Annotated in this window: 20 protein-coding genes and 1 pseudogene; 10 read left to right on the top strand and 11 right to left on the bottom strand. The window is 71.4% G+C overall.

The genetic code is table 11. The annotated features are described in order from the left end of the window. Window positions 1-286 precede the first annotated feature (286 nt). The 6 genes and pseudogenes from D7M15_RS20755 (at window position 287) to D7M15_RS20730 (ending at window position 8,768) form a co-directional block, all read left to right on the top strand. Window positions 287-841 carry a hypothetical protein gene (locus D7M15_RS20755; protein ID WP_121518885.1) on the top strand — a complete coding sequence of 185 codons (555 nt, stop codon included), beginning with the start codon at window positions 287-289 and terminating at the stop codon, window positions 839-841. Between the two features lie 42 nt (window positions 842-883). After that, window positions 884-1,603, top strand: a complete 720-nt coding sequence (locus D7M15_RS20750; RefSeq protein ID WP_121518884.1) for a spermidine synthase — start codon at window positions 884-886, stop codon at window positions 1,601-1,603. Between the two features lie 79 nt (window positions 1,604-1,682). Further along, on the top strand, window positions 1,683-2,495 hold the full coding sequence (locus D7M15_RS20745; RefSeq protein WP_121518883.1) for a response regulator transcription factor: 813 nt from the start codon (window positions 1,683-1,685) through the stop codon (window positions 2,493-2,495). Window positions 2,496-2,501: 6 nt separating this feature from the next. Next, complete coding sequence (locus D7M15_RS20740; protein WP_121518882.1) at window positions 2,502-3,587, top strand: ATP-binding protein; 1,086 nt, start codon at window positions 2,502-2,504, stop codon at window positions 3,585-3,587. A 363-nt stretch (window positions 3,588-3,950) separates the two neighbouring features. Next, window positions 3,951-7,703, top strand: a pseudogene (locus tag D7M15_RS20735) (multifunctional oxoglutarate decarboxylase/oxoglutarate dehydrogenase thiamine pyrophosphate-binding subunit/dihydrolipoyllysine-residue succinyltransferase subunit); the annotation flags it as partial. A gap of 102 nt (window positions 7,704-7,805) precedes the next feature. Beyond that, complete coding sequence (locus tag D7M15_RS20730) at window positions 7,806-8,768, top strand: zinc-binding dehydrogenase (RefSeq protein WP_121521137.1); 963 nt, start codon at window positions 7,806-7,808, stop codon at window positions 8,766-8,768. 51 nt (window positions 8,769-8,819) lie between these two features. Here the strand turns inward: D7M15_RS20730 and D7M15_RS20725 are convergent, their stop codons facing one another. From D7M15_RS20725 to D7M15_RS20700, 6 genes are all read right to left on the bottom strand, one after another. Next, complete coding sequence (locus D7M15_RS20725; protein ID WP_121518880.1) at window positions 8,820-9,779, bottom strand: PadR family transcriptional regulator; 960 nt, start codon at window positions 9,777-9,779, stop codon at window positions 8,820-8,822. Window position 9,780: 1 nt separating this feature from the next. Beyond that, window positions 9,781-10,677, bottom strand: coding sequence for a DUF4097 family beta strand repeat-containing protein (locus D7M15_RS20720; protein WP_165906303.1), 897 nt, complete (start codon window positions 10,675-10,677; stop codon window positions 9,781-9,783). Between the two features lie 156 nt (window positions 10,678-10,833). Next, window positions 10,834-11,016: a DUF6104 family protein gene (locus tag D7M15_RS20715; protein ID WP_121518879.1), complete on the bottom strand. Its 183-nt coding sequence runs from the start codon at window positions 11,014-11,016 to the stop codon at window positions 10,834-10,836. A 104-nt stretch (window positions 11,017-11,120) separates the two neighbouring features. Then, the gene (locus D7M15_RS20710; protein WP_121521135.1) at window positions 11,121-11,873 is read right to left on the bottom strand and encodes an amino acid ABC transporter ATP-binding protein; all 753 of its coding nucleotides are present in this window, start codon (window positions 11,871-11,873) and stop codon (window positions 11,121-11,123) included. A gap of 5 nt (window positions 11,874-11,878) precedes the next feature. Then, the gene (locus tag D7M15_RS20705; RefSeq protein ID WP_240649398.1) at window positions 11,879-12,808 is read right to left on the bottom strand and encodes an amino acid ABC transporter permease; all 930 of its coding nucleotides are present in this window, start codon (window positions 12,806-12,808) and stop codon (window positions 11,879-11,881) included. 134 nt (window positions 12,809-12,942) lie between these two features. Beyond that, window positions 12,943-13,893 carry an ABC transporter substrate-binding protein gene (locus D7M15_RS20700; RefSeq protein ID WP_121518878.1) on the bottom strand — a complete coding sequence of 317 codons (951 nt, stop codon included), beginning with the start codon at window positions 13,891-13,893 and terminating at the stop codon, window positions 12,943-12,945. Between the two features lie 677 nt (window positions 13,894-14,570). On the opposite strand from D7M15_RS20700, the gene D7M15_RS20695 reads away from it, so the two are divergent. After that, window positions 14,571-15,767, top strand: a complete 1,197-nt coding sequence (locus tag D7M15_RS20695) for an NADP-dependent malic enzyme (RefSeq protein WP_276314469.1) — start codon at window positions 14,571-14,573, stop codon at window positions 15,765-15,767. Window positions 15,768-15,844: 77 nt separating this feature from the next. On the opposite strand, the gene D7M15_RS20690 is transcribed toward D7M15_RS20695, so the two are convergent. After that, the gene (locus tag D7M15_RS20690) at window positions 15,845-16,639 is read right to left on the bottom strand and encodes a class I SAM-dependent methyltransferase (RefSeq protein ID WP_240649397.1); all 795 of its coding nucleotides are present in this window, start codon (window positions 16,637-16,639) and stop codon (window positions 15,845-15,847) included. A gap of 84 nt (window positions 16,640-16,723) precedes the next feature. Here D7M15_RS20690 and D7M15_RS20685 point away from each other — a divergent pair, with 84 nt between their 5' ends. Beyond that, on the top strand, window positions 16,724-17,344 hold the full coding sequence (locus D7M15_RS20685) for a CGNR zinc finger domain-containing protein (protein WP_121518875.1): 621 nt from the start codon (window positions 16,724-16,726) through the stop codon (window positions 17,342-17,344). Here the strand turns inward: D7M15_RS20685 and sodX are convergent. Continuing rightward, window positions 17,257-17,775, bottom strand: a complete 519-nt coding sequence (gene sodX, locus D7M15_RS20680; protein WP_240649396.1) for a nickel-type superoxide dismutase maturation protease — start codon at window positions 17,773-17,775, stop codon at window positions 17,257-17,259. The genes D7M15_RS20685 and sodX overlap by 88 nt on opposite strands. Before the next feature lie 115 nt (window positions 17,776-17,890). Between sodX and sodN the strand changes: the two genes are divergently transcribed. After that, on the top strand, window positions 17,891-18,286 hold the full coding sequence (gene sodN / locus D7M15_RS20675) for a superoxide dismutase, Ni (RefSeq protein ID WP_121518873.1): 396 nt from the start codon (window positions 17,891-17,893) through the stop codon (window positions 18,284-18,286). A gap of 116 nt (window positions 18,287-18,402) precedes the next feature. On the opposite strand, the gene D7M15_RS20670 is transcribed toward sodN, so the two are convergent. Both D7M15_RS20670 and D7M15_RS20665 read right to left on the bottom strand, forming a co-directional pair. Beyond that, entirely contained in the window at window positions 18,403-20,622 is a 2,220-nt protein-coding gene (locus D7M15_RS20670) for an NADP-dependent isocitrate dehydrogenase (protein WP_121518872.1), read from the bottom strand. A 174-nt stretch (window positions 20,623-20,796) separates the two neighbouring features. Then, the gene (locus tag D7M15_RS20665; RefSeq protein WP_121521131.1) at window positions 20,797-21,756 is read right to left on the bottom strand and encodes a LysR family transcriptional regulator; all 960 of its coding nucleotides are present in this window, start codon (window positions 21,754-21,756) and stop codon (window positions 20,797-20,799) included. 262 nt (window positions 21,757-22,018) lie between these two features. On the opposite strand from D7M15_RS20665, the gene snpA reads away from it, so the two are divergent. Beyond that, window positions 22,019-22,675 (top strand): snapalysin, encoded by a 657-nt coding sequence (gene snpA, locus D7M15_RS20660; RefSeq protein ID WP_121518871.1) that lies wholly within the window; start codon window positions 22,019-22,021, stop codon window positions 22,673-22,675. A 144-nt stretch (window positions 22,676-22,819) separates the two neighbouring features. On the opposite strand, the gene D7M15_RS20655 is transcribed toward snpA, so the two are convergent. Then, entirely contained in the window at window positions 22,820-24,025 is a 1,206-nt protein-coding gene (locus D7M15_RS20655; protein WP_121518870.1) for a class I SAM-dependent methyltransferase, read from the bottom strand. Window positions 24,026-24,045: the final 20 nt, after the last annotated feature.

Below are 24,045 nucleotides of genomic sequence, written 5' to 3'. Positions count from 1 at the left end.
TGAGCGGGGTCGGATGTTCCCGAGGGGCGGCGCCGTTCGCTGCCAGCGATCAACACGGCGGGGGCGACGGGACCCGGAAGCGGCACACGGGCGGGCGGGAAGCGTCCTCCGTACGGGGGACACCCGCGACTGCGACACGGAGGCGACAACGGCGGCGGGCCGACGGCTGTTCCCCGGTACGCCGCAGGTGAACGGGCTTACGGGCCCGGGGCGAACGGCCATGCGGCGCCGGTACGGGCGGTGCGCGCGGGGTTGTTCGCTCTGAGCGATCCGCGATACTCCGGACATGCCCTCACGCCGTGTCACCCGTCGCGTCCTCCTGGCCGGACTCCTCTTCGGCTCCTTCGCGGGATGTTCGGGAGGTGCCCCGCGCGCGGACTCCCCCCGGTCGCCGGAGCCGTCCGCGCCCCGGCCACCGGCCCCGGGCCCGTCCGACCCGGGACAGCGACCCGACGCGGCCACCCCGTCCGACCCGGCGCCCGAGCCGCAGGGCGGCGCGGCGGAGCTGGTCACGCTGCACATGTCCGGGGGCTACGCGGGCCTCGACGACGAGATCGTCGTGCGTACGGACGGCTCGTACACCACCTCCGGGCGCCGCGGTCCGGGCCGCCCCGGCAGCTTCGACGGCGCCGAAGTCGCCCGGCTGCGGCGCCTGTTGGACGAGGCCGCCCTCACCAGGCTGCCCGCGCGCAGCGTCGACCCGAACCTCCGCGACAACGTGCTCTACCGTGTCACCTACCGTGACCACGTCGTCGTCACCGACCTGTCCGAGCCGGTGCCGGCGCTGTCCGACGCGATCACGCTGCTGCGCACGGCACTGACGGAGGCCCTCAGGCGCTGACGCCGGGCCACGGCGGCGGGGACCCGAGAGAGGAACGCACCTTTGTACGCACCGGAGCAGGACCGGCCCGCCGTGCTCGACCGCCGCACCGGGCCGTACGGGGAGGTCGTCCTGCGCCGTCACGGCGACCGGCTGGAGATCATCGCCAACGGCTGCTTCCTGATGGACACCTCGGACGGCCGCTCCGAACGCCTGCTGGTCCGCTCCGCGCTCGCCGCCCTGCCGTCCGAAGCCGTCGCGGCGGACGACGCGAGCGCCGCGGGCCCCGGCGTCGGCCCGCACCTGCTGCTCGGCGGCCTCGGCGTCGGCTTCTCCCTCGACGAGGCGGCGGCCGAAACACGCTGGGGCCGCATCACCGTGGTGGAGCGCGAGGCGGCCGTACTCGACTGGCACAGGTCTGGACCACTCGGCCCGTACAGTGCCACCGCCCGCGCCGACGCCCGTACGCAGCTGGTGCACGCGGACCTCCTGGACCACCTGCGCGACACCCGCGACCGCTACGACGTGCTCTGCCTCGACATCGACAACGGCCCCGACTGGACCGTCACCGACGGGAACCGTTCGCTGTACTCCCCCGCCGGACTGGCCGCCTGCCGGGAGCGGCTCGCCCCCGGCGGAGTGCTCGCGGTGTGGTCCGCCGGACACTCCGCCGCATTCGCGGAAGTACTGCGGAATAACGGATTCTGCGCCGTCCGTACGGAAGAGACACCGGTCGCCCGGGGCGTCCCCGACGTCGTCCACTTCGCGACCAGACCGGCGTAGCCCGCACGTGCACGAGGCCCTTACTCTGCTGCCAGTAGGCATACACAAAGCCACAGGGGCAAAGCAGGGGCGGCACGGCATGGACCAGACCAACACCACAGCAACGCACAACGGCCAAGCCGGTGCGTCGACCACCCCCGGGGCCCAGCGCCGCATCCTGGTGGTCGAGGACGATCCCACGATCGTCGACGCGATCAGCATGCGACTGCGCGCCGAGGGCTTCCAGGTGCAAACGGCCGGGGACGGCCCGGCGGCCGTCGAGACCGCCGAGGCGTGGCAGCCGGACCTCCTCGTCCTCGACGTGATGCTCCCGGGCTTCGACGGGCTGGAGGTCTGCCGCCGCGTGCAGGCGCAGCGCCCGCTGCCGGTGCTCATGCTCACCGCCCGGGACGACGAGACCGACATGCTCGTGGGCCTCGGCGTCGGCGCGGACGACTACATGACCAAACCGTTCTCCATGCGGGAGCTGGCCGCGCGCGTGCACGTGCTGCTGCGCCGGGTGGAGCGGGCCACGCTCGCCGCGCACACCCCGCGCAGCGGCACGCTCCGCCTCGGCGAGCTGGAGATAGACCACGCGCAGCGCCGGGTCCGGGTGACCGGTGAGGACGTGCACCTCACCCCGACCGAGTTCGACCTGCTCGTCTGCCTCGCGCACTCGCCGCGCGCCGTGCTCTCGCGCGAGCAGCTGCTGGCGGAGGTGTGGGACTGGGCGGACGCCTCCGGGACCCGCACCGTCGACAGCCACATCAAGGCGCTGCGCCGGAAGATCGGCGCGGAACGCATCCGTACGGTCCACGGCGTCGGCTACGCGCTGGAGTCGCCCGCTCCCGCCACCCCCGGCCAGTCCGGCGGCGCGGCCGCCTCCGTCCCCGCGCTGCCCGACGGGGCGTGACGCGGCGTGGCAGTCGCTTCGCCGCGCGTACGCGCGTTCTGCGGCCGTACGTGGTCCCGCGCGTGGGAGGGGCTGCGGCCGCTCGACCCGTACCGCTCGATCAAGGCGGCGCTCGGCGCGGTCGTGATCGTCTCGGTGGTGATCACGACGTTGCTCGCGCTGTTCGCCGTGCACTCGGCGACCGAGCTGCGCGTGATCACGATCCTGTCGATCATCGTCTCGCTCCTCATCACGCAGTTCGTGGCGCAGTCGCTGACCGCGCCGCTGGACGAGATGACGTACGCGGCGCGCGGCATGGCGCAGGGCGACTACACGCAGCGCGTACGGGGCGGACGGCGCGACGAGTTCGGTGAACTGGCCGCCGCCTTCAACCAGATGGCGGCCGACCTGGAGGCCGTGGACCAGCACCGCAAGGAGCTGGTCGCCAACGTCTCGCACGAGCTGCGCACCCCGATCGCCGGGCTCCGGGCCGTACTGGAGAACGTCGTCGACGGCGTCTCCGACGCCGACCCCGAGACGATGCGCACCGCGCTCCAGCAGACGCAGCGCCTCGGGCGGCTGGTGGAGCACCTGCTGGACCTGTCGCGGCTGGACAGCGGCGTGGTGCCGCTGCACGCGCGGCGGTTCGAGGTGTGGCCGTACCTGGCGGGCGTGCTCAAGGAGGCGAACATGAGCAAGGGCCAGGGGCACGCCCGTACGGACGTCCACCTGCACCTGGACGTCTCGCCGCCGGAGCTGACCGCGCACGCCGACGCGGAACGGCTGCACCAGGTGGTCGCGAACCTCATCGACAACGCCGTGAAGCACAGCCCGCCGCACGGCCGGGTCACCGTCCGCGCCCGCGCGGGCAACGGCCCGGAGAGCCTGGAGGTCGAGGTCCTCGACGAGGGGCCCGGCATCCCGGAGGCGCAGCGGTACCGCGTCTTCGAGCGCTTCAACCGCGCGACGGGCGGTGCGCCCGGTTCGGGCGACGGGGGTACGGGGTTGGGGCTGGCCATCGCGCGCTGGGCGGTCGATCTGCACGGCGGGCGCATCAGGGTGGCCGAATCGCCGCGCGGCTGCCGTATCCAGGTCATGCTTCCGGGTCGGTAGCGGGCGGCCTGTTGACGTAGGGTCGCACGAGCACGCGGACACGGACGCCGAGGCGACGTCTCCCGGTTGGTGACTGAGGCAGAACGTCGTGTGTTTCCCGCCAAAACCTGACTCGAAACCAGGTCTCGGATGTGACTTGCACGACGACGGCCCGTTCAGACTGCAACGAACCGGCTGGGAGGCGTAGCCTTTACTTCCGCTGTCCACCATCTTAGGAAGCGGAAGAGGGCGGTTGTCGCCGTGTCGTCACAGTCCCCCAATACGTCGAGCGTCTCTGCCGAACTGCACGGTGCGGGGATCAACCCCGCCGCCGCGTTCGGACCGAACGAGTGGCTCGTCGACGAGATCTACCAGCAGTACCTCCAGGACCCGAACTCGGTAGACCGAGCCTGGTGGGACTTCTTCGCGGATTACAAGCCAGGGCCGGCGGGGGCCAGTCCGAAGGGCGACGGGAAGCCGGAGGGCGCCGCCGCCGCTCCGCCCGCCGCCCCGGCGCAGGCCGCCCCCGCCCCGTCGGCACAGGCCGCGCCGCCCGCGCAGGCCGCGCCGCAGCAGGCACCGCCCGCGCAGGCCGCGCCCGCGCAGGCCCCGCAGGCCGCACCCGCGAAGCCCGCCGCCCAGGCACCGGCACCCGCGCAGGCACCGGCGAAGGCACCCGCCAAGGCCGCCGCGCCCGCGAAGCCCGCCCAGCAGAGCGCGGGCGCGGGGGCCCCCGCCAAGGCGGCCGCCCCCGAGGCGGAGGAGTCGGCCGGGCCCGAGTACGTAGCGCTGCGCGGTCCGTCCGCCGCCGTCGCGAAGAACATGAACGCCTCGCTGGAACTGCCCACCGCCACCTCGGTGCGGGCGATCCCGGTGAAGCTGCTCATCGACAACCGCATCGTCATCAACAACCACCTCAAGCGCGCCCGCGGCGGCAAGGTGTCCTTCACGCACCTCATCGGCTACGCCATGGTGCAGGCGCTGAAGGCGATGCCGTCGATGAACCACGCGTACGCCGAGCGCGACGGCAAGCCCACGCTGGTGAAGCCGGAGCACGTCAACCTCGGCCTCGCCATCGACCTGGTCAAGCCGAACGGCGACCGGCAGCTCGTCGTGGCCGCCATCAAGAAGGCGGAGACGCTCACCTTCTTCGAGTTCTGGCAGGCGTACGAGGACATCGTCCGCCGCGCCCGCAACAACAAGCTGACGATGGACGACTTCACCGGGGTCACCGCGTCGCTGACCAACCCCGGCGGCATCGGCACCGTCCACTCCGTGCCGCGGCTGATGCCCGGTCAGGGCCTCATCGTCGGCGTCGGCGCCATGGAGTACCCGGCGGAGTTCCAGGGCACGTCGCAGGACACCCTGCACCGGCTCGGCATCGCCAAGGTGATGACGCTGACCAGCACGTACGACCACCGCGTGATCCAGGGTGCGGCGTCCGGCGAGTTCCTGCGGATCATGCACCAACTGCTGCTCGGCGAGAACGACTTCTTCGACGACATCTTCGAGGCGCTGCGCATCCCCTACGAGCCGGTCCGCTGGCTCAAGGACATCGACGTCTCGCACGACGACGACGTCACGAAGGCCGCGCGCGTCTTCGACCTGATCCACTCCTACCGGGTGCGCGGCCACGTCATGGCCGACACCGACCCGCTGGAGTACAAGCAGCGCAAGCACCCCGACCTCGACATCACCGAGCACGGGCTGACGCTGTGGGACCTGGAGCGGGAGTTCGCCGTCGGCGGCTTCGCGGGCCGCTCGATGGCGAAGCTGCGCGAGATCCTCGGCGTGCTGCGCGACTCGTACTGCCGCACCACCGGCATCGAGTACATGCACATCCAGAGCCCCAAGGAACGCAAGTGGATCCAGGAGCGCGTCGAGCGGTCGCACTCCTCCCCGGAGCGTGAGGAGCAGCTGCGCATCCTGCGGCGGCTGAACGCGGCGGAGGCGTTCGAGACGTTCCTCCAGACCAAGTACGTCGGCCAGAAGCGCTTCTCCCTGGAGGGTGGCGAATCGGTCATCCCGCTGCTCGACGCGGTGATCGACGCGGCGGCCGAGGCACGCCTCGACGAGGCCGTCATCGGGATGGCGCACCGCGGGCGGCTGAACGTGCTCGCGAACATCGTCGGCAAGTCGTACGCGCAGATCTTCCGCGAGTTCGAGGGCAACCTCGACCCGAAGTCGATGCACGGCTCCGGCGACGTGAAGTACCACCTCGGCACCGAGGGCAACTTCACCGGGCTGGACGGCGAGCAGATCAAGGTCACGCTCACCGCCAACCCGTCGCACCTGGAGGCCGTCGACCCGGTCGTCGAGGGCGTCGCGCGGGCGCGGCAGGACATCATCGGCAAGGGCGGCACGGACTTCACCGTCCTGCCGATCCAGGTGCACGGCGACGCGGCCTTCGCGGGCCAGGGCGTCGTGGCCGAGACGCTGAACATGTCGCAGCTGCGCGGCTACCGCTGCGGCGGCACCGTGCACATCGTCATCAACAACCAGGTCGGCTTCACCGCCGCCCCGGAGTCGGCCCGTTCGTCGATGTACTGCACCGACGTCGCGCGGATGATCGAGGCACCGATCTTCCACGTCAACGGCGACGACCCCGAGGCCGTCGTACGGGTGGCGCGGCTCGCGTTCGAGTACCGGCAGGCGTTCAACAAGGACGTCGTGATCGACCTGATCTGCTACCGGCGCCGCGGCCACAACGAGATGGACAACCCCAACTTCACCCAGCCGGTGATGTACAGCCTGATCGACAAGAAGCGCTCGGTGCGCAAGCTCTACACCGAGTCCCTCATCGGTCGCGGCGACATCACCATGGAAGAGGCGGAGCAGGCGCTCCAGGACTTCCAGGGGCAGCTGGAGAAGGTCTTCTCGGAGGTGCGGGAGGCGACCACCACGCCGCCGCCGGCCGAAGTGCCGCCGCCCACGGCCGAGTTCCCCGTGCCGCTGGAGACCGCCATCAGCCAGGAGGTCGTCAAGCGGATCGCGGAGTCGCAGGTCAACATCCCCGACCGGATCAAGGTGCACCCGCGGCTCATGCCGCAGCTCCAGCGGCGTGCGGCGCAGATCGAGGACGGGACCATCGAGTGGTCGATGGGCGAGACGCTGGCCTTCGGCTCGCTGCTGATGGAGGGCACGCCCGTACGTCTGGCGGGCCAGGACTCCCGGCGCGGCACCTTCGGCCAGCGGCACGCCGTACTGGTCGACGGCGAGACCGGCGAGGACTACACGCCGCTGCTCTACCTCTCCGAGGACCAGGCCCGCTACAACGTCTACGACTCGCTGCTCAGCGAGTACGCGGCGATGGGCTTCGAGTACGGCTACTCGCTGGCCCGGCCCGAGGCGCTGGTGATGTGGGAGGCGCAGTTCGGTGACTTCGTCAACGGCGCGCAGACCGTCGTGGACGAGTTCATCAGCTCGGCCGAGCAGAAGTGGAACCAGACGTCCGGCGTCACGCTGCTGCTGCCGCACGGCTACGAGGGGCAGGGCCCGGACCACTCGTCCGCCCGTATCGAGCGCTTCCTCCAGCTCTGCGCGCAGAACAACATGACGGTCGCGATGCCGACCCTGCCGTCGAACTACTTCCACCTGCTGCGCTGGCAGGTGCACAACCCGCACCACCGGCCGCTGATCGTCTTCACGCCGAAGTCGATGCTCCGGCTCAAGGCGGCGACGTCGAAGGTCGAGGAGTTCACGTCGGGCGGCTTCCGTCCGGTCATCGGGGACGACACGGTGGAGCCGGAAGCGGTGCGCAAGGTCGTGTTCTGCTCCGGCAAGGTCTACTACGACCTGGCGGCCGAGCGTAAGGAACGCGGCATCACGGACACCGCGCTCGTGCGCATCGAGCGGCTCTACCCGCTGCCGGGGCAGGAGATCCAGGACACGCTGGCGCCGTTCACGAAGGCCCAGAAGTACGTGTGGGCGCAGGAGGAACCGGCCAACCAGGGCGCGTGGCCGTTCATCGCGCTCAACCTGGTCGACCACCTGGACCTGATCATCGGCGCGGCGCCGGACAACGCGGACCGGCTGCGCCGGGTCTCGCGGCCGTCCTCCTCGTCGCCGGCCGTGGGGTCGGGCAAGCGGCACAGCGAGGAGCAGCGCCAGCTGGTCAACGAGGTGTTCGAGCTCTGACCGGGGGCCGTGGGCCGTACGCGGTCCACGGCCGGGTGATGTGCATCGCTTCGCGGGGCGGGGGCTGGTTGGCCTCCGCCCCGCGGCGTTAGCGTGGCGATCATGTTTGCTGCCTACGCCGCGCGCCTCGACCGGGACCAGCCGCTGAACGGCCTTGAGTCGGGGGAACGGCCCGAGCCGCAGACTCCGCCGGGTTGGACGACCGTCAACGTGCGGGCCGCCTCGCTCAACCACCACGACCTGTGGTCGCTGCGCGGTGTCGGGCTGAACGAGGAGTCGCTGCCGATGATCCTCGGCTGCGACGCGGCGGGGGTGGACGCCGACGGCAACGAGGTCGTCGTGCACTCCGTCATCGGGCAGACGGGGCACGGGGTGGACGCGCGCGAGACGCGCTCGATCCTCACGGAGAAGTACCAGGGGACGTTCGCGGAGCGGGTCGCCGTACCGCAGTGGAACGTGCTGCCCAAGCCGCCGGAGCTGACCTTCGAGGAGGCGGCGTGCCTGCCGACGGCGTGGCTGACCGCGTACCGCATGCTGTTCACCAACGCGGGCGTACGGCCCGGTGACACGGTGCTCGTGCAGGGCGCGGGCGGTGGCATGGCCACCGCGGCGATCGTGCTGGGGGCGGCGGCGGGGCTACGGGTCTTCGCCACGAGCCGGGACGAGGAGAAGCGGCGGCGGGCGCTCGAACTGGGCGCGGAGGGCGCGTTCGAGACCGGTGCCCGGCTGCCGCTCCGGGTGGACGCGGTGCTGGAGACGGTGGGCGCGGCGACCTGGTCTCACTCGGTGAAGTCGCTGAAGCCGGGCGGCACCCTGGTGATCTCCGGCGCGACGAGTGGGCCGAACCCGGCGGCGGCGGAGCTGAACCGGATCTTCTTCCTGGAGCTGAAGGTCGTCGGCTCGACCATGGGCAGCAAGGAGGAGCTGGCGTCGCTGCTGAGCTTCTGCGCGGCCACGGGGGTGCGGCCGATCATCGACTCGACGCTGCCGCTGGACCGGGCGCGTGAGGGCTTCGAGCGGATGTCGTCCGGCGACCTGTTCGGCAAGGTCGTCCTGACCGTCTGAGGCCGGGTCGTGCCCGTCCAGGTCCCGTACGGGCGGGCCGCGTAAGGGGGTTCAGCCGCTCGCCTTCTCCTCCTCCTGGCGCAGGAGCCCGCCGATGTGCGCGGCGGCCGTCGCGAGGTGGAGGCGGACCAGCCGCACCTGGGCGTCGTCGACGCCGTGGTCGCGTGCCGTGTCCCGTACGTCGTCGCGGAAGCGGTCCAGCAGCCGTTCCAGCTCGCGTGCCGGGTCGCCGCCGGACGCGCCCCCTTCCGGCTCCCGCGCCCAGTCGGGCGTCCCGGCCCCGGCCGGGTCGGGCTTCACGAAGGAGTGCCAGGGCGTCGTGTAACCACCGAGGCTCAACTCCCCCATCTGCTTGGCCAGTTCGAACCCGGACGCGACGACGCCCTGCCAGTCGCCCGCCTGCGCCTGCGCCCGCAGCTGCTGCTCGGCCTCCCGCGCGATCCGTCCGGCCTCCTCCGCCGTCCGGGCGTGCGCCTCCCAGCCCTGCTGCCCCCGCTGCCCTCCGTGGCGGTCGCCGTCGCCGGTCCGCCGCGCCTCCTCCGTCCCTCGGCGGCCCCCACCGCCTCCACCGGACCCGCCGCCGAAGCCGGACCCGCCGAACGGTCCGCCGCCCGCGTCCGCGCCCCGGGCGCGCTGCGCCTGCTCCCGCATCTCCAGCCGCAGCGCGCGGGCCGAGCCGCTCACGTCCTCGCGGATGTCCGCCGCGAGTGACGCCAGCGAGTCGCGGATCTCCCGTTCCAGATCGGTGAGTTCGTCGGATCTGCCGTCCAGCTCGGCCAGGCCGCGGTCCGTGATCGAGTACACCTTCCGGCCGCCCTCGGTGGCGTGCGTGACGAGTCCCTCGGCCTCCAGCTTGGCGAGCCGTGGGTAGACGGTCCCGGCCGACGGCGCGTACAGCCCGTGGAAGCGCTCCTCCAGCAGCCGGATCACCTCGTACCCGTGGCGCGGTGCCTCCTGGAGGAGCTTGAGGAGGTAGAGACGGAGGCGTCCGTGGGCGAAGACGGGAGGCATGTCAGAGATCCTTACCTGTCAGGGGGCTGTCGCCGCCGGGCCCGCCGGACCGCGCGCCGTGCAGCACGTCGTCCGGGTCGTCGTGGTGCGGGCGGCTCAGCAGGGACACGGCGCCGGAGACGGAGGTGGCCCGCAGCGAGCCTCTGCCCGCGCCGAGGACACCGGCGGCCCGTCGCGCGCCCCACTGGCCGTCGACCCGCAGTCCGTCGAAGGCACTGAAGAGGGCGCCGCTCGTGGTGTTCGCCTCGACCCGCACGTCGGGCGGGTCCGGGAGTCTGACGGCGACCTCCCCGGAGACGGTCCTGAGCCCGATGTCCGCGGCCTGTGCGGAGGCGCCGAGGTCGAGGATCATCGCGCCGCTGACGGACTCCGCACGGACACGGGGGCCGCCGCCGTCGGTGACGGTGAGGTCGCCGGAGACCGAGTTCATCCGGAGGGAGCCCGCGAGGGCCTGCGTCTCCACGTCCCCCGAGACCGTCTCGGCCCGGACCTCCCCGGAGAGCCCGACGAGGGTCGTGCGGCCGGACACCCCGCGCACGTCCGTACGCCCGCTCGTCCTGGTGATCACCGCGCTGGCGCCGACCACGCCGACGGTGAGTCGCACCCCGCGTGGCACGGACGCGGTGACGACGGCGTCCCGGCGCCAGCCCTTGCGGTCCAGCCACTTGAGGAAGCCCTTCCAGGGCAGGTCCTCGTACGCCACGACGAGTCTGCCGCCCTCACGCCGCACGCACAGCGGCGGGCCGTCCAGCTCGCCGATCTCCAGCCGCGCGGTGGGCTCGTCGGTGCCCACCACGTTGACCGCGCCGTTGACCACGCGGATCTGCAACTCCTCGACCGGGGCGTCGAAGTCGAGCTTCCGCGGCTCCGAGATCTGCCATGAACTGTCAGCGGGCACGACGGCCTCCCTGATCGACGTACGACGACATATCGCGTCCTCGTGGACACGATATGTCGCGACCCTCACGGAGTGCAAGCGTTCCCGCCTCGCGACTTACGCGACTTACGCGTCACGCGACCCGTACCGCCCGTTACCGCCCGGCGCCGCGCCGTGTCAGTCGTCGTCCTCGTCGTCGTCCAACCGCGCCAGCCAGGTCGCCAGCCGCTCCACGGGCACCTCGAAGTCCGGGTTGAGGTCCACGAACGTACGCAGCTGCTCGGCCAGCCACCCGAGGGTGACGTCCTCCTCGCCGCGCCGCTGCTCCAGCTCCTCGATGCCGCGGTCGGTGAAGTACAAGGCGGTGCTCCAGAGTTGCGGGGACGGTACGCGTCCAGGGTATGCGGCCCCGGACACGCCGGAGCGCCCGCGGCACCGTGGCCGCGGGCGCTCCCGGTAGAACGTCAGAGGACCTTCGACAGGAACGACTTCGTCCGCTCGTGCCGCGGGTCGGTCAGCACGTCCCGGGGGCGGCCGGACTCGACGACCACGCCGTCGTCCATGAACACCAGCGAGTCCCCGACCTCGCGCGCGAAGCCCATCTCGTGCGTCACGACGATCATCGTCATGCCGTCCTCGGCCAGCCCGCGCATCACGTCCAGCACCTCGCCGACCAGCTCCGGGTCGAGCGCCGACGTGGGCTCGTCGAACAGCATCAGCTTCGGCTCCATCGCCAGCGCGCGGGCGATCGCCACCCGCTGCTGCTGGCCGCCGGAGAGCTGCGCCGGGTAGTGCCCGGCCTTGTCGCGGAGACCGACCCGGTCGAGCAGCCGCTGGGCGCGCTCCACCGCGCTCGCCCTGGTCTCGCCCTTGACCTGGACGGGCGCCTCGGTGACGTTCTCCAGGGCGGTCATGTGCGGGAAGAGGTTGAAGCGCTGGAAGACCATGCCGATGTCCCGGCGCTGGGCGGCGACCTCGCGCTCCTTCAGCTCGTAGATCTTGTCGCCCTTCTGCCGGTAGCCGACCAGCTGGCCGTCCACGGAGAGGCGTCCCGCGCTGATCTTCTCCAGGTGGTTGATGCACCGCAGGAACGTCGACTTGCCGGACCCGGACGGGCCCACCAGGCAGAACACCTCCCGCGGCGCGACCTCCAGGTCGATGCCCTTCAGCACGTGCGAGGCGCCGAACGACTTGTGCACGGCCTCGGCCTTCACCATCGGGGTCATGCCTTGGCCCCCGATCCGGTGCCGCGGGTGAACGTCATCAGGTTTCTCCTCGCCCTCTGTAGCGGCGTCTCGGGCAGCGTGCGGGAGGAACCGCGTTGGAAGTACCGTTCGATGTAGAACTGCCCGATGCTGAAGACCGTGGTCAGTACGAGGTACCAGATCGTCGCCACCATCAGCAGCTCCATCACCGCGAGGTTGCGCGAGGAGATGTCCGTGACGGACTTCATCAACTCCTCGAACTGGATGGCGAAACAGAGCGACGACGTCTTCAGCATGTTGATGAACTCGTTGCCGGTCGGCGGCACGATCACGCGCATCGCCTGCGGCAGCACGATCCGCTGCATGGTGCGGGTCCGGGTCATGCCGAGCGCCTGCGCGGCCTCCGTCTGCCCCTCGTCCACGGACTGGATGCCGGCGCGGCTGATCTCCGCCATGTACGCGGCCTCGTTGAGCCCCAGGCCGAGGAGCGCGGCGAGGAACGGCGTCATGACGTCGTTCATCTCGTCCTTGTAGAAGCCGAGGTTGAGGATCGGGAAGATCAGCGCCAGGTTGTACCAGAGCATCAGCTGCACCAGTACGGGAGTGCCGCGGAAGAACCAGACGTACCCCCAGGCGACACTGCTGACCACCGGGTTCTTCGACAGGCGCATCACGGCGAGCAGGGTGCCGAGCAGCACGCCGATGAGCATGCCGAGCACCGTGATCAGCAGCGTGTTGCCCGCGCCCTTGAGCACGGTGTCGTAGTCGAGGTAGTCGGGGACGGTGCCCCACTTGATCTCGGCGTTGGAGAGCGCCCAGCCGAGCAGCCCGAGCATCACCAGGACGAGGACGGCGCTGATCCAACGACCGTAGTGGCGCACCGGGATGGCCTTGATGGCCTCCGGTGGCACGTGCGGCACCTTCTGCTTCACGACGGGTTCTGACACGGGGCGGCTACCTCACTGCACGGCACGGCGGGACTGCACGGGCACGGCGGACATCACGGCGGACTGGCGGGGGCTGCCCGGGGCGGGGCGCGCGGACGGGTGCCGCACGCCGCGCGGGCCCCGGGCGGGGCGGGTCACTGACCGGCGTTGACGGTGGCCTCGGTCAGCGCGCCGTTGGCGACGTCCCACTTCTCGAGCACCTTCTCGTACTCCCCGTTCTTCATGATCGCCGCGAGGGCGGCCTGCACCGCGTCCCGCAGTTCGGTGTTCTTCTTGCTCACCGCGATGCCGTACGGGGCGGCGTTGATCTGGTCGCCGACGACCTCGAAGTCCTTGCCGCCGCCGGAGGTCTTCGCGTTGTACGCGGCGACCGGGAAGTCGTTGAGGTCCGCGATCGCGCGCCCCTGCTTCAGCTGGAGCAGCGCCTCGGTGTCCTTCTCGAAGGCGAGCACCTTGATCGGCTTGTCGCACTTCTTGCTCTGCTCCTTGGCGAGGTCCTCGTTCGCCGTGCCGCGCTGGAGCGCGACGGTCTCGCCGCAGAGGTCGTCGAGGGAGCTGACGCCGTCCGGGTTCCCCTTCTTGACCAGGATCGAGGAACCGGCCTTGAAGTAGTCCACGAAGTCGGCGCCCGCGCCGACCTTCTTGCCGCTCTCGTCCAGGCCCTCCTGACGGTCCTTGGTGTCCGTCATGGAGGACATGATGACGTCGTGGCGGCCGGAGTTGAGGCCGGTGACGAGTCCGTCGAACGTGCCGTTGGCGAACTTGAACTCGACGCCCAGCTGTTCGCCCAGCGCCTTCGCGACGTCCGGGTCGATGCCCGCGACCTCGTTGTTCTCGTCCATGAACTCGACGGGCGCGTAGGCGATGTCCGAGCCGACCTTGACCACACCCGCGTCCTGGATCTTCTTGGGCAGCTGGTCGAAGAGGGGCGCTTCCTTGCCCTCGCTCTTCTTCCCGCCGCCGTCCGCGTCGTCCGTCTGGTCCCCGCAGGCGCTCAGCAGCAGGGCCCCGGCGACGGCGACGGCCCCGGCCGCAGCGGCCCGCGATCGCACGGTCGTGGAGCGGCGGGTGGTGCTTACGGTCATTGCCGGGTCCTCCTGCTGGGTGACGGTCGCCTGCCGGGAACGCATCTTCGAGCTTCACGACCTTGTGTGATGGGGGGCATCTTGCCATCCGGACCACGGGCAGCAGAGCGCCGTCGATGTCAAAATCGGATAACGGATAGCTCACTCCGCATACAGGGCGCGGCGGCGCTCCGGTCCGGACGCCTCGCGGGAGTCCGTTCCCCCGCCGCCCGAGGCACCGCCTAGGTGGTGTCCGGGCGATCTTTGAGGGATGGCTCGCGGTGTCGGATGCGGTGCATCGCAAGGCGGAGGATCGTCCTCGTACCGGGCCGTACATGGACGACTCCGACAACGCGGCGAGGTGCCGTAGCCGTCGTCGCGAGCCCGACAAGATCGCCCGGACACCGCCTAGAGGAATCCTCAGTTCATGCGGTGACTCGGCCCCTTTTGGTCTGACTTTCCGCACAGTGTGGAAGCGGTGTGACCAAAGACGTTCGTGCGGGGCCACCGTCATCCGGTACAAAAGACAGTTACACCCCTCACCCGGGGACCCAGGGCGCGTGTGCGGCGCGCCCGGCGTCCGCAACTCCCCCGGTGGCAGCGGCCAACCGCGGCCCCGGCCGCGGACGTGGTGCCCGCCCGTTCCCCACACCGGGAACGGCCACCCTCGCCATATTCACGATAAAGGGGTCCACAAAGTGGCAGCGGAGATCGTCAACTCAGAGGACAGGCTGGAAGGGGATGTCATCGATCCGGCATTCGCCCTCCACCGTGGCGGCAAGATGGCGGTCCAGGCGACCGTTCCCGTGCGGAACGCGGACGACCTGTCCCTCGCGTACACCCCCGGGGTCGCCAAGGTGTGCACCGCGATCGCGGAGAACCCGGAGCAGGTCCACGACTACACCTGGAAGTCGCAGGTCGTGGCCGTGGTGACGGACGGCAGCGCGGTGCTGGGGCTGGGCGACATCGGGCCGGAGGCGTCGCTTCCGGTGATGGAGGGCAAGGCCATCCTCTTCAAGCAGTTCGGCGGCGTGGACGCGGTGCCGATCGCGCTCGACTGCCGCGAGGTGGACGACCTCGTGGAGACCGTCGCGCGGCTCGCCCCGTCCTTCGGCGGCATCAACCTGGAGGACATCTCGGCGCCGCGCTGCTTCGAGATCGAGGACCGGCTGAAGGAACGCCTGGACATCCCGGTCTTCCACGACGACCAGCACGGCACCGCCATCGTCACCCTCGCCGCCCTCCGCAACGCCGCGCGCGTGAGCGGTCGGCAGCTCGGGCAGCTGCGCGCGGTGATCTCCGGCGCCGGGGCCGCCGGCGTGGCCATCTCGCGCATCCTGGTCGAGGCGGGCATCGGTGACGTCGCCGTCTGCGACCGCAAGGGTGTCGTCTCGGCGGACCGTACGGACCTCACGGCCGTGAAGCGGGAGCTGGCCGGGTTCACGAACAAGGCGGGCCACAGCGGTTCGTTGACGGACGTGCTCGCCGGGGCGGACGTGTTCATCGGTGTCAGCGGCGGCACGGTGCCGGAGGACGCGGTGGCGACGATGGCCCCGGACGCGTTCATCTTCGCGATGGCCAACCCGAACCCGGAGATCCACCCGGACGTGGCCCGCAAGTACGCGTCGGTGGTGGCCACGGGCCGCAGCGACTACCCGAACCAGATCAACAACGTCCTCGCGTTCCCCGGCGTCTTCGCGGGCGCCCTCCAGGTGCGCGCCTCGGAGATCACCGAGGGCATGAAGATCGCCGCGGCCGAGGCGCTGGCCGCCGTCGTGGCCGACGAGTTGAGCGCGGAGAAGGTCATCCCGTCGCCGTTCGACGAGCGGGTCGCCCCCGCGGTGACCGCCGCCGTGGCCGCGGCCGCCCGCGCCGGGGGCGTCGCCCGCCGGTAGGCGTCGGGCGCTCCGCCCGGAGGGACGACGCGGGGGTGGTACGGGTGCGCCCGTACCACCCCCGTACGCGTACGGGGTCAGCGCAACCCGAGCACCAGGCCGTCCGACGGCGAGCACCAGACCGCCTTGGCCTCGGCGAAGCCGTGCCCGCGCAGCGTACGGACGTGCCAGTCCACGGACTGCACCTCGCCGTCGGCGTGGTCGCCCCGGACCGGGTTGCCCAGCAGCGCGAACCGCTCGGCGGCGAGCCCGGACAGCCGCTCGTCGGCGGCCACCCGCTGCCACCAGCCCGCCCAGTCCTCCGCCCCGGCGTCCCTCGCCGCCTCGCGGCGGGCGCGGTCGAAGGCGCGTTCCGCCGCGTCGACGCGCGGGGTGGTGGCGTCCGGCATGTGGTCGGCGTTCATGAACACGCCACCCTCGCGCACCACTCCCGCGAGCCGCCCGTACAGCTCGCCCAGCGCGTCCGTACGCAGCCAGTGCAGCGCGGTGGCGGTGAGCACGGCGTCGTACGAGTCGTACGGGAGCGCCTCGGTCCACCTCGGGTCGGTGAGGTCGGCCGTGACGAACGCGGCGCGCGGTTCGTCCGCGAAGTGGCCGCGCGCGATGGCGAGCAGCACGGGATCGAGGTCGACGCCGACGGTCTCCGCCCGGGGGAACCGCTTCAGCACCCGGTCCGAGATACTGCCCGTGCCGCACGCGAGGTCCAGCACCCGGGGCGCGTCCCCGGCGAGTGCCTCGACCATGTCGAGCATCACCCGGAAGCGTTCCTCGCGGTCGGGCAGGTACCACTCCTGCTGGCGGTCCCAACTGTCCTGCCACGCCTGCCATTCGGTGGGCTCCGCGTTCCGCCGGCCCGTAGCCTCGATCGTCACCGCTCGTCCTCCAGCCCGCATGTAATAGCCTGAAACACCCTTCAGCTCTTACCGACCATAGACGGCCCGCCGTAAGGATCACAAGTGGAACTGAGCTATTACGCAGACTTCGCCGTCCGCCTGGTCAACACCGAGGAACCCGAGCGCGGCACCGACACCCTCACCTCCGTCGAGGCCGTACGCGAACTGTTCGGCCCCAGCCAGCAGGCCGCCCGCCGCGCGACGGACGCCGACGTGACGCGCCTGCGCGGCGTACGCACCCGGCTGCGCGCCGTCTTCGGGGCCGCGTCCGAGGGGGACCAGGTACGGGCGGTGGACCTGCTGAACTCCCTGCTCATGGAGTTCCCCACCAGCCCCCAGATCTCCGGGCACGAGTACCTGGACGACGAGGGCCGCCCCCGCTGGCACATGCACCTCGCCGACCACGCCGCCAACGCGACCGCCGGGTACGCCGCCACCGCCTGCATGGGCCTCGCGTTCAGCCTCACCGACCTCGGCGTCGACCGGCTCGGCGTCTGCCAGGCGCAACCCTGCCGCAACGCCTACCTCGACACCTCCACCAACCGCTCCCGGCGCTACTGCTCCGACCGCTGCGCGACCCGCGCCAACGTCGCCGCCTACCGCGCCCGGAAGCGCCTGGAGAACGGTCCCAGCGGACGCACCGCCGACAGCAGCCAGCCGAGCACCGGCAGCGGCGAGAACTGAAGCCCGCGCGGGGGGCGCAGCCGCAGCCACGCGCGGGCGACCACCAACTCGTCGGGTACGGCGCCGAACTCGCGGCTGTCGTTGCGCACCTCCGGGTTGTCGCCGCGCACCCACCAGCCGCCGCCGCGCCGCCCCACCGCCCGCTTCACGATCAGCAGGTCGTGCTGGAACGGGTGCCGCAGCACCACCACGTCCCCCGTCCGCACCGGCGTCCCGTAGTGCACCACCAGCCGGTCGCCGGGACGCAGTGTCGGCAGCATCGACGGGTTGTAGACCTCGGCCAGGCCGATCCGCGCGAACGGGCTGCGCGCGTACGGCTCCCGCGGCTCCCGTTCCCGCGCCCCGGGCTCCCCCGACTCCCCGTACGGCCGACGCCACGACCGTTCCCGCGCCCGCTCCGGCATCTGTCCGCCTCCGGTCCGATCCTGCACCTGTCTCAGACTCCTACTGGACTTTTGTCCTAGGCACCCCGGGGCACACGCGAAAAGCGCTCCCGCACGGAGTAATCTCGCACGGGAGAAGACGATCACGAGGAAGGACAGCTTTATGCTTTCCCGCCTGTTCGCCCCCAAGGTGGAGGTCAGCGCCCACTGCGACCTCCCCTGCGGCGTGTACGACCCGGCCCAGGCACGTATCGAGGCCGAGTCCGTCAAGGCCATCCAGGACAAGTTCCAGGCGAACGAGGACCCGCACTTCCGGGCCCGCGCCACCGTCATCAAGGAGGAGCGCGCCGAGCTCGCCAAGCACCACGTGTCGGTGCTCTGGAGCGACTACTTCAAGCCGCCGCACTTCGAGAAGTACCCGGAGCTGCACCAGCTGGTGAACGACACCCTCAAGGCGCTCAGCGCCGCCAAGGGGTCGAGCGACCCGGCGACGGGCCAGAAGGCCCTGGACCACATCGCCCAGATCGACAAGATCTTCTGGGCGACCAAGAACGGCTGACCAGGCCGGGGTCCCACACGACCGCACCCGGCCCGCGACGCACGCCGTGAGGCGTACGCGCGGGCCGGGTGCGGTCTTTCGTCGTACGAGGGTCCTGCGCCGTACGGGGAGGGCGGTCAGCCGAGGGTGGCCAGCGCCTCGTTGAAGACCTTCGACGGCCGCATGACCGCCGCGGCCTTCGCCGCGTCGGGGCGGAAGTAGCCGCCGATGTCGGCGGACTGGCCCTGGACCGCGAGCAGTTCGGCGACGATCGTCTCCTCCTGCTCCCGGAGGGTGTCCGCGAGCGCGCGGAACGCCTCGGCCAGCTGCGCGTCGTCGGTCTGCGTCGCCAGCTCCCGGGCCCAGTAGAGCGCCAGGTAGAAGTGGCTGCCGCGGTTGTCGAGGCCGCCGAGCTTGCGGGTCGGGGACTTGTTCTCGTTCAGGAACGTGGCGGTCGCCCGGTCGAGCGTGTCGGCCAGGATCTGGGCCCGCGCGTTGCCCGTCTTCTGGGCGAGGTGCTCGAAGCTGACGGCCAGGGCGAGGAACTCGCCGAGGCTGTCCCAGCGCAGGTAGTTCTCCTTGACGAGCTGCTGCACGTGCTTCGGCGCGGAGCCGCCCGCGCCGGTCTCGAACAGTCCGCCGCCGTTGATCAGCGGCACCACCGAGAGCATCTTGGCGCTCGTGCCCAGCTCCAGGATCGGGAACAGGTCGGTGAGGTAGTCGCGCAGCACGTTGCCGGTGACGGAGATGGTGTCCTCGCCGCGGCGAATGCGCTCCAGGGAGAAGGCGATGGCGTCGACCGGCGCCATGACCTCGATCCGCAGGCCCTCGGTGTCGTGCTCCGGGAGGTACTGCTCGACCTTGGCGATGAGGTTCGCGTCGTGCGCGCGGCTCTCGTCCAGCCAGAAGACGGCCGGGGTGCCGGTGGCGCGGGCGCGGGTGACGGCGAGCTTGACCCAGTCGCGGATCGGCACGTCCTTGGTCTGGCAGACGCGGAAGATGTCGCCCGCGCTGACGACCTGCTCCAGCACGGCGTCGCCCGCGCCGTCGACGACGCGTACGGTGCCGGTGACCGGGACCTCGAACGTCTTGTCGTGGCTGCCGTACTCCTCGGCCTTCTTGGCCATCAGGCCGACGTTCGGCACGGAGCCCATGGTGGCCGGGTCGTACGCGCCGTGCGCGCGGCAGTCGTCGATGACGACCTGGTAGATGCCCGCGTAGCTGCTGTCGGGGATGACCGCGAGGGTGTCGGCCTCCTGGTCGTCGGCGTTCCACATGTGGCCGGACGTACGGATCATGGCGGGCATCGAGGCGTCGACGATCACGTCGCTCGGTACGTGCAGGTTGGTGATGCCGCGGTGCGAGTCGACCATCGCCAGGTCGGGGCCCTCGGCCAGCTCCGCCTCGAAGGACGCCTTGACGGCGGCGCCGTCGGGCAGCGACTCCAGGCCCTTGAGGATGCCGCCGAGCCCGTCGTTCGGGGTCAGCCCGGCCGCCATCAGCGTCTCGCCGTGCGCGGCGAACGTCTTCGGGAAGAACGCCCGTACGACGTGCCCGAAGATGATCGGGTCCGACACCTTCATCATCGTGGCCTTGAGGTGTACGGAGAACAGCACGCCCTCGGCCTTGGCGCGGGCGATCTGCGCGGTGAGGAACTCGCGGAGCGCCGCGACCCGCAGCACGGCGGCGTCCACGACCTCGCCCGCCTGCACGGGCACCGACTCGCGGAGCACGGTGGTGCTGCCGTCGTCCCCGACGAGTTCGATCCGGAGGCTGCCGTCCTCCTTCACGACCACGGACTTCTCGGTGGAGCGGAAGTCGTCGGCCGTCATGTGCGCGACGTTCGTCCTCGACTCCGGCGTCCAGGCGCCCATGCGGTGCGGGTGCTGGCGCGCGTAGTTCTTGACGGACGCGGGGGCGCGGCGGTCGGAGTTGCCCTCGCGGAGGACGGGGTTGACCGCGCTGCCCTTGACCTTGTCGTAGCGGGCGCGGATGTCGCGCTCCTCGTCGGTCTTGGGGTCGTCGGGGTAGTCCGGCAGGTCGTAGCCCTGGGACTGGAGTTCCGCGACGGCGGCCTTGAGCTGCGGGATCGAGGCGGAGATGTTGGGCAGCTTGATGATGTTCGCCCCGGGCGTGCCCGCCAGCTCGCCCAGCTCGGCGAGTTCGTCGGCGATGCGCTGGCCCGGCTCCAGGTACTCGGGGAAGACGGCGATGATGCGCCCCGCCAGGGAGATGTCGCGGCTCTCGACGGAAACCCCGGCCGTCGAGGCGTACGCCTTGACCACCGGCAGGAACGAGTACGTCGCCAGGGCCGGGGCCTCGTCAGTGTCCGTATAGATGATGGTCGAGTCAGTCACCGGAACTCCGCTCCATGCTCCAAGATTGCATCGTCTCGATATCAAGATATCTGGTGTCCGCGGCGCCGCGACACCAGCCCCCTCGCGGGCGCCCGCACGACGTACGGGCACGACGGGGCGCGCCCGTACGGGCCCCGCCGGGGCGCGACGGACGGGTGACGGGGGCGGGCGGCGCTACGCCGCGTGCGAGCGCAGCAGCGGACTGTCGTGCGACATCAGCCACCGGCGGTACGCGGTGCTGGTCCAGGCCACCTCGCGGTACGCGCTCTCCAGGTCCGCGAAGGCCGCGTCGAGGCTCGCCTCCGCCTCCGCGGAGACCACCTCGCGGCTGGCCAGCAGCAGCCGTACGGTCAGCGGGTCGCCCTCCAGCGGCCGGATGGCCATGCCGGGACGGGGCCGGGCGGTCGGCTGGCAGGGGCTGACCACCTGCCCGGCGACGACGAGGTCCGCGCCGGTGAGGTAGTCGCCGTGCACCACGCGGGGGTTGAGGCCCTCGGCCGCGAACACCCGGCGCAGGCCCGCCCATTCACCGTCGGCGCTCGAATCCACCAGCCAGCTTTCCCCGGCGAGGTCGGCGAGCGACACCTGCTCGCGGTCCGCCGCGGGATGCGAGGCGGGGAGCGCGACGAACTGCGGTTCGCGTTCCACGAGCACCCGGTGGCGAACGCCGTCGGGGAAGTTCAACGGGCACCCCGCCACCTCGTGCACGAAGGCGGCGTCGAGCTGGTTCTCCGCGACCATCTGGAGCAGGGTGCTGGGTGAGACGTCGATACGTATCGGTATGTCCGCCTCGGGAAGCCGCGCCTGGAGACGTCTCAACCACCCGGCCACGGCGCGGTTCCCGGTGCTGCCGATACGGAAGCGCGCCCCTCCGGCGAGCATCACGGTGTCCTTGGCCTCCGCCACCAGCGCGGACATCTCCGCCACTATCGGGCGGGCACGGGAGAGCACGGAGGTGCCCAGCGGGGTCGGACGGCTGCCCGTACGTTCGCGGGTAAACAGCTGGCCACCGAGGGCCCGTTCGATACGGCCCAACTGGGTCGTCAGCGAAGGCTGGGTCACGCCCAGCTGGCGGGCCGCTTTCCGCACACTGCCCGTGTCGGCTATCGCGCACAGGGCACGAAGGTGCCTCACCTCGAGCTCCACGCAGGGAGCATAGCCGCGCGCCTGTTCGTCGCACCAGTGCCCAAAACCGACATTCGTTCGCCCCGGCAACCTGCGAAGCGGGCGATCCGCGGGTGGGGGTATTCACCGGCGTTATCGCTTCCTGACATCATCCCGCCGCCCTGTGACTGATCGAGACTCTGCCGTGACCGAACCTTCATCCGAGGAGCCAGTCGCCACCCCACGTTCGGGCGGCTGTCACTTCTCGGACGAAACGAGGAGGAAACCCCCCATGAGATTCTCCCGTACCGCCCTCACCGGTGTTGTCGGCCTCGGCCTCGCGGCCGGCATGGCCGCGGTCCCCGTGGCTTCGGCCTCGGCGGCGCCCGTCCAGCAGGACAGCAGCGTCTCCGCTTACGCGGGCAGCAAGGCCGAGGCGAAGAACAACCAGGCGTTCTTCGAGGCGATCCGCAAGATAGCCATCGAGAAGCAGGCCGAGAAGCCCGGCATCCAGGCCGTCACCATCGGCTACGACGCGAGCGGCGCCCCGACCTTCGCCGACCAGATCGCGTCCAGCACGCAGATCTGGAACAGCTCGGTCGAGAACGTCCAGCTCCAGGAGGGCGGCAGCGACTTCGAGTACCGCGAGGGCGACGACCCGCGCGGCTCGTACGCCTCGACGGACGGCCACGGCAGCGGCTACATCTTCCTCGACTACGCGCAGAACGAGGAGTACGACTCGACCCGCGTCACCGCGCACGAGACGGGTCACGTCCTCGGCCTCCCGGACCACTACGAGGGTCCCTGCGAGGAGCTGATGTCGGGTGGCGGCCCCGGCCCGTCCTGCACCAACTCGCAGCCGAACGCGGAGGAGTCCGCCCAGGTGAACGAGTTGTGGGCGAACGGTCTGACCGACCAGATCGGCCTCAACGCGGCGTTCGTCAAGTAACACCGCGTCCCGGTCCTCCGTGACCGTCCGCTGACCGACCCCTCCGGCGGGCTGGCCACAGCCGGGACGGTCAGCGGCGGTCCGCACCCTCGGCGCCCGGTCCTGCAACCAGCGGACCGGGCGCCGTCACGTGTACGGACCCGATCAGGCCCCCGCCGCCGCGAGCCGCCACAGGGACGTGGTCTCCGCCGCGCGCGCGGTGTGCAGCGGGTCGTCGGTGTCCGAGGCGCGCGGGTGGCGCGGAGCGGTGTCCGCGCGCCCCACGACGCGCAGTCCGGCGGAGCCGATCCAGCCGTCGAGTTCCGCGCGCGTGCGCAGTCCCAGGTGTTCCGCCAGGTCGGACAGGACCAGCCAGCCCTCGCCGCCGGGCGTCAGATGGTCGGCCAGTCCGGCGAGGAACCCGCGCAGCATCCGGCTGCCCGGGTCGTACACCGCGTGTTCCACCGCCGACGTGGGCTTCGCCGGGACCCAGGGCGGGTTGCAGACCACCAGCGGTGCCCGCCCCGCCGGGAACAGGTCCGCTTCGCGCACCTCCACCCGGTCGGCCACGCCCAGTCGTTCGGCGTTCGCGCGGGCGCACGCCAGGGCGCGCGGATCGGTGTCGGTGGCGACCACGCGCCCCGTGCCGCGCCGGGCCAGCACGGCGGCCAGCACGCCGGTGCCGGTCCCCACGTCGTACGCGAGCGGCACCGCGCCGCCCGGCAGGGGGGCGTGGGCGACCAGGTCGACGTACTCGCCGCGTACGGGTGAGAAGACGCCGTACGTCGGGTGCACGTGGTCCCCGTCGAGCGCCGGTACGGGTACGCCCTTGCGCTGCCACTCGTACGCGCCGATCACGCCGAGCAGTTCCCGCAGCGGCAGCACGGACGGGGTGCCGTCCGGGGGGCCGTAGGCGGCGGCGCACGCGTCGGCGACGGACGGGGCGCGGCGGAGGGGGACGGCGTGGGCGCCGTCCAGGGGCACGAGCAGCATGCCGAGGACGCGGGCGCGCTGGGCCTGCCGCGCGCGGTGCCGGTGGAACCGCGCGGCCCGCTCCTCCGGCGACTCCGGCGCGTCCGGTCGCTCCGGGCCTCCCCGCCCGGCGTCCGCCGTGCGGGAACCGCCGCCCGCCGTACGCGGCTTGCCGTCCACCCTGCGGGTGAGCGCGGCGAGCAGCTGGCGCGCGTTCCGGTGGTCCCCGCGGTACAGCAGCGCGGTGCCCTCGCACATCAGCTTGTACGCGTCCGCCGCACGCGTGCGGTCGTCCGCGACGGCCACGCGCGCGGGCGGACGGGCACCGTTCTCGGAACGCCACCGGGCGGACCGTTCCGTGCCGTCCTCGGTCCAGTGGAGGGTCTGGCGTTCGCTCACCGCACCACCCTATGCGGCGT

Origin of the sequence: Streptomyces sp. Z26, from assembly GCF_003665095.1 — a bacterium.
GTDB lineage: Bacteria > Actinomycetota > Actinomycetes > Streptomycetales > Streptomycetaceae > Streptomyces > Streptomyces phytohabitans.
Note: the sequence above shows the minus strand (reverse complement) of the source record. Positions and strands in the feature narration are given on the sequence as shown.